The sequence below is a fragment of the Mesorhizobium sp. M7A.F.Ca.ET.027.03.2.1 genome (assembly GCF_003999175.1).
Classification (GTDB): Bacteria; Pseudomonadota; Alphaproteobacteria; order Rhizobiales; family Rhizobiaceae; genus Mesorhizobium.
Map to the genome: position 1 here is coordinate 1 of NZ_RZOM01000369.1, position 5,262 is coordinate 5,262.

At 63.1% G+C, this 5,262-nt stretch carries 6 protein-coding genes and 1 pseudogene; 3 read left to right on the top strand and 4 right to left on the bottom strand.

Annotated features, from left to right (window positions below):
- From EN750_RS17220 to EN750_RS17230, 3 genes are all read right to left on the bottom strand, one after another.
- Nucleotides 1–1,488, bottom strand: a 1,488-nt coding sequence (locus EN750_RS17220; RefSeq protein WP_127397120.1) for a DHA2 family efflux MFS transporter permease subunit, incomplete at its 3' end; no start/stop codon positions are given.
- Complete coding sequence (locus EN750_RS17225) at nt 1,485–2,777, bottom strand: HlyD family secretion protein (protein WP_127397121.1); 1,293 nt, start codon at nt 2,775–2,777, stop codon at nt 1,485–1,487. The genes EN750_RS17225 and EN750_RS17220, both read right to left, overlap by 4 nt.
- Entirely contained in the window at nt 2,770–3,234 is a 465-nt protein-coding gene (locus EN750_RS17230; protein ID WP_127397122.1) for a MarR family winged helix-turn-helix transcriptional regulator, read from the bottom strand. Before EN750_RS17230 ends, EN750_RS17225 begins: the two co-directional genes overlap by 8 nt.
- Nucleotides 3,235–3,410: 176 nt before the next feature.
- Here EN750_RS17230 and EN750_RS17235 point away from each other — a divergent pair, with 176 nt between their 5' ends.
- The 3 genes from EN750_RS17235 (at nt 3,411) to yihA (ending at nt 5,144) form a co-directional block, all read left to right on the top strand.
- On the top strand, nt 3,411–3,725 hold the full coding sequence (locus EN750_RS17235; RefSeq protein ID WP_127397123.1) for a hypothetical protein: 315 nt from the start codon (nt 3,411–3,413) through the stop codon (nt 3,723–3,725).
- 124 nt (nt 3,726–3,849) lie between these two features.
- Complete coding sequence (locus EN750_RS17240) at nt 3,850–4,488, top strand: CatB-related O-acetyltransferase (protein ID WP_189526262.1); 639 nt, start codon at nt 3,850–3,852, stop codon at nt 4,486–4,488.
- Nucleotides 4,485–5,144: a ribosome biogenesis GTP-binding protein YihA/YsxC gene (gene yihA / locus EN750_RS17245; protein WP_024502094.1), complete on the top strand. Its 660-nt coding sequence runs from the start codon at nt 4,485–4,487 to the stop codon at nt 5,142–5,144. The genes EN750_RS17240 and yihA overlap by 4 nt, the downstream gene beginning before the upstream one ends.
- Before the next feature lie 23 nt (nt 5,145–5,167).
- Here yihA and EN750_RS40795 read toward each other — a convergent pair.
- Nucleotides 5,168–5,262, bottom strand: a pseudogene (locus EN750_RS40795) (TetR/AcrR family transcriptional regulator); the annotation flags it as partial.

The following is a 5,262-nucleotide window of genomic DNA, read 5'->3' on the forward strand; positions in this document are numbered from 1 at the left end:
CAACAGAACCAGCGGAATGGCGGCAAGCGACAGGATCATCATCAGCTTGAAGTCGTTCATGTAGCTGATGATCGTCGCCTGCAGCGTCACCACGCCGTCGAGCGCGGCGCGGCCCGCGGCGCTGTAGGGATCCATCGCCTGGAAGATGGCCGGATTGCTGAAAGCCTGGTTGTAAGGCGTCACATAGGTGGCGATGTTGGCGTGGTTGATCTGCACGTTCTCCGTCAACAGCGCGGTGACGACGGATATGCCGACGCTGGAGCCGATGTTCCGCGACAGATTGTAAAGGCCTGTGCCTTCCGCGCGCCGCTCCGGCGCCAGCGTGGCGAAGGTGATGGTGGTCAGCGGCACGAACAGGAAACCCAGGCCCGCGCCCTGGATGAAGCCGGTGCTGATGATCGTCCATTGCGACACATCAGGGGTCCAGCCGGTCATGTCGTACATCGCCCAGGCGGTGACCAGCAGGCCGGTCAACAGCAGCCAGCGCGTGTCCACCTTGCCGATCAGCCTGCCGACCAGGAACATGCAAGCCATGGTGCCGAGACCGCGCGGCCCCATGACGATGCCGGCCGTCACCACCGGATAGCCCATCAACGTCTGCAGATAGGGCGTCATCAGGGCCAGCGAGGCCAGATAGGTGATTCCGATGATGAAGATGAAGATCATGCCGACGGCGAAATTCCTGTCGAGGAACAGCCGCGGGTTCACGAATGTGTTTTTGGCGGTGAAGGTGTGGACGAGGAAGATGTAGAAGGCCGACGCGCAGATCAGCGCCTCGACGATGATCTCGGACGACGAAAACCAGTTGAGCTGCTCGCCGCGATCGAGGAACATCTGCAGCGCGGCGATGGTTATGCTGAGCATGCCGAAGCCCAGCCAGTCCAGCCTGGCCTTGGGGTCCGTCTTGGTTTCCTGGACGAACATCGAGACGCCGGCGAAAGCCAGAGCCCCGATCGGGACATTGATGTAGAACACCCAGCGCCAGCTGACGTTTTCGGTGAGCCAGCCGCCGATGACCGGCCCGAGCACCGGCCCGACCATCACCGAAACGCCGAACAGCGCCATCGCCGAGCCGCGCTCCTCGACGCTGTAGATGTCGAGCAGGATGCTCTGCGCCAGCGGCACCAGGGCCGCGCCGAACAGACCTTGCAGCAGGCGGAAGCCGACGATCTGCGGCAGCGACTGCGCGAAGCCGCACAGCACCGACGCGACGACGAAGCCGGTGATGGATATCAAAAGGATGCGCTTGCGGCCGAAACGATTGGCAAGATAGCCCGAAGGCGGAGTCATGACGGCCGCCGCGACGATATAGGACGTCAGCACCCAGTTTATCTGGTCGGCGCTCGCCGAAACGCTGCCCTGGATATAGGGTAGCGCCACATTGGCGATGGTCGTGTCCAGTGCCTGCATGATCACGGCCAGGATCACGCAGGCGGTGATGGCGCCGCGATTGGCGACCACGCCACCTGTCGCGGACGCGCTGGTCATGACTTTTGTCCGAACCGGCCGAGGAGGTCCGTCACGAAGTCCGGCAAGCCGCGCGCATGACCGGTATCGATGCCGACCACGACGCTCATCCCGCCACGCAACGGCGGCTTGCCCTGGAGATCGTCGACCGTCACGCGCATCGGAATGCGTTGCACGACCTTGACCCAGTTGCCGGTGGTGTTCTGCGCCGGAAGCAAGGAGAAGCTCGACGACGACGCCGGGCTGATCGAGGCGACCGTGCCGTGCCAGACGGTGCCGGGATAGCTGTCGACGCTGATCGTCGCCGTCTGTCCCGGCCGCACATAAGTCAGTTCGGTTTCCTTCGGCTCCGCCGCGATCCACAGATCGGTCGCCGAAATCAGGCTGAAGGCCGGCTGCGAAGCCGGCAGGTACTTGCCGACCTGAAGCGCGTCGACATTGGTGACTATGCCGTCGAACGGCGCCTTGACGATGGAATCGGCAAGATTGCGCTGGGCGTCGTCCACCGCCGACTGCGCCTGGAGGTAGAACGGATTCTTCTCCACCGGCTGGCTGGCGTCGCCGCCAAGCTGGGCAAGCGTCGCCTGTGCCTGCGCCTGGGCAACGGACACTTTCTGGCGGGCGGCGACGAGGTCGTGCTGGGCGCTGTCAAAGGTCGCCTTGGAGGAGGTGGAGGTCTTGAGCAGATCCTGCTGGCGCTGGAAAGCGGCCTCGTAATAGGGGATGTCGGCCTGCGCCTGCTCGATCAGCGCCTGCGACTGCTGGTAGCTCGCCTGCAAGGTCAGCACCTGGTTGCGTACAGTGCCGAGCTGCGCCTGGGCGGCGGCAAGAGCGGTTTCGAAAGAGGCCGGCCGCAGCCGGAAAAGCACCTGGTCCTTCTTCACCGCCTCGTTCTCGTGCACGTCGATCTCGGACACAGTGCCGGAGACATCGGTGGAAACGCCGAGCGACTGCGCCTGGATGTAGGCGTTGTCGGTCGTCATGACCCGGCCGCCGATGACGTAGTAATAGCCGCCGACGACCAGCGCGACCGGAAGCAGGGCAAACAGGATCGGCCGTGCCCGGCCGCGCTTGGGCTTGACCGGCGCCGGAGGCGCCACCGCAACCGTGGCCTGCCGTGGCTCCTTGGACGGCGCCTCGAGCGCCGCCGGCTCCAGGGCGACCGGTGCTTCGAGTTCGTCATTGCCGATGAGGGTGCCGGCTCGCCTTTGTTCGCGTTCGCTGTCCAGTCGGATGATCTGGTCGCGCGCCCGGCCGGCGGAGGATCCGTCTTCTTCGGCAGGCTTCTTTGGTGAGGTTGATTCAGCCATGTGTTTTCTCCCGGTCGGCGGCAGGCTGGGTGCAAGCCGCGAGCAGATTGGATTTGATGAGGGATAGGGTTTGCAGCAGATGCAGCTGGGCATCCGCGGAAAGACCGACAAAGGCCTCGTCCCGCGTCTTCTGCCCATTGCTGCGCATGATTTCGATGAGCGGATAAGCTTGCGGCTTCAGGTAGAGCAGCCATGCCCGGCGGTCAGCGGGATTGGCCCGGCGCTCGATGAAGCCGCGTGCCTCCATCTTGTCGAGCAGCCGGGCGAGCGTGATCGGCGTGATCTCGATAAGGTCCGCCAATTTGTTCTGGTGGATGCCTTCATGCAGGCAGAGATAGGCCAGCACCTGCCATTGGGCGCGGGTCAGCCCCGATGCCCGCGACCTCTGCTCGAACCGCTTTCGAAGCAGGCGCGCGACATCGTGCAGCACGAAGCTGATGTTGGGTGGCGATGGCATGGGAGGTACTGGAGTTTCGGCGCAACTTTTAGTGAGCATGCTTATTATCATCATGCACATAATCCCGCTGGACGCGGTGCGCAAGACGGACTAAGCCCGCCTGGAAAAATGACGCATGGGCTGCGACACCACAAAAAGGCTCAGGTAGCAGGCTGTTGCCGGGCAAGGATAGGACGATGAATTGGCTGAAGATCGTGACCGTGGCGGCCATCGCGGGATGGCCTGGCATTGCGCTCGCAAAGGACGCCGTCAGCTGCGGCGGCGCCGCGATGCTGGGTGGCGCGCAATTGAACTGCAGCCACGTCGAACCCCAGGCGCCGCCTCAGTTTTGCACCTATAGCTGGGCTCTCCACATGCCGGCCGGCGATCAGAAAATCGTCGAAGGCAGCTTCATGCTGCCGCCCGGCGCGGCGAACGTCACCGTCTATCAGGGCAGCGGTTTCGACAGCGCAATGTCCGATCCGATCGTGATCTGTGGCGGCGGCAAATGAGCAAGGCCGTCGAGGAAAGCTCGCTCGTCGCCCGATTGGTGCTATAGGGCGGATCACGCTATTTTGAACGGGCGCATTCGAGTTTCGGATGTGCCTGGCTGCCATTTCTCTGACGGACTTCGACATGGACGGACCCAACCCAGACATCAAGCACCCGATCCCGATGCATACCCGCGTCGGCTTCCTCAAGGGACTGGTGAATGCGCCGAACATCGAGGTCGGCGACTTCACCTATTATGACGACCCCGACGGGCCGGATAAATTCGCCGAGAAATGCGTGCTGCACCACTATCCGTTCATCGGCGACAAGCTGATCATCGGTCGGTTCTGCGCCATCGCCGAGGGCGCGCGCTTCATCATGAACGGCGCCAACCACGCCATGTCCGGCTTTTCGACCTATCCGTTCAATATCTTTGGCCATGGCTGGGAAAAGGGTTTTGACCCGGCGACGTGGTCGAAGGAAGTGCGCGGCGACACCATTGTCGGCAGCGACGTCTGGATCGGCATGGAGGCGGTGATCTTGCCCGGGGTGGAAATCGGCCACGGCGCCATCATCGCCGCGAAATCGGTGGTGACGCACGACGTGCCGCCCTATGCGATCGTCGCCGGCAATGCGGCCAAGGTGGTGAAGATGCGTTTCGACGACCGGACAATCAGGCGGCTGCTGGCGGTGGCGTGGTGGGACTGGCCGGTGGACAAGGTCAGTCGCAACCTCGATGCTATCCGGGGCGCCGATATCTCTCTTCTGGAGGCAGCAGCTTGAACGCTCTGAACAGCAGCATAATCGGCACCGAACTGTTTACGCGAGGGTGGATCTTCATCCGCGGCGTGCCGGCCATGAAATTCCTGCCGCCTGAAGGGCCGCCGGAAATCGCCTTTGCCGGCCGCTCGAATGTCGGCAAGTCGTCGCTGATCAACGCGCTGGTCAACCAGAAGGGGCTGGCGCGCACCTCCAACACGCCGGGGCGCACGCAGGAGCTCAACTATTTCGTGCCGGACGGATTTTCGGGTGAGGGCGCCGACCTGCCGCCCTTGGCGCTGGTCGACATGCCCGGCTATGGCTATGCCACCGCGCCGAAGGAGAAGGTCGACGAGTGGACCAAGCTGGTCTTCGACTATCTCAAGGGCCGCGTCACGCTGAAGCGCGTCTATGTGCTGATCGACGCCCGCCACGGCATCAAGGCCAAGGACGACGAAGTGCTGTCGCTGCTCGACAAGGCGGCGGTGTCCTACCAGATCGTGCTGACCAAGACCGACAAGATCAAGACTGCCGGCGTGCCGAGGCTGATCGAGGAGACGCTGGCAAAGATCAAGAAGCGGCCGGCGGCGTTCCCGTTCGTTCTGGCGACGTCTTCGGAAAAAGCCGAGGGCCTCCAGGAATTGCAGGCGGCCATCGTGCTTGCCGCCAATGGCGGCTAAGCATCCACACCTTAGAGCATGGCCTACGGCTTGGCCTCGATAGCAATCGTCTGGTGGCCTTCTTCCGCCACAAGCCTTTCGGTGCCGTATGCCTTGAGGAACATGCTGACGCCTGACC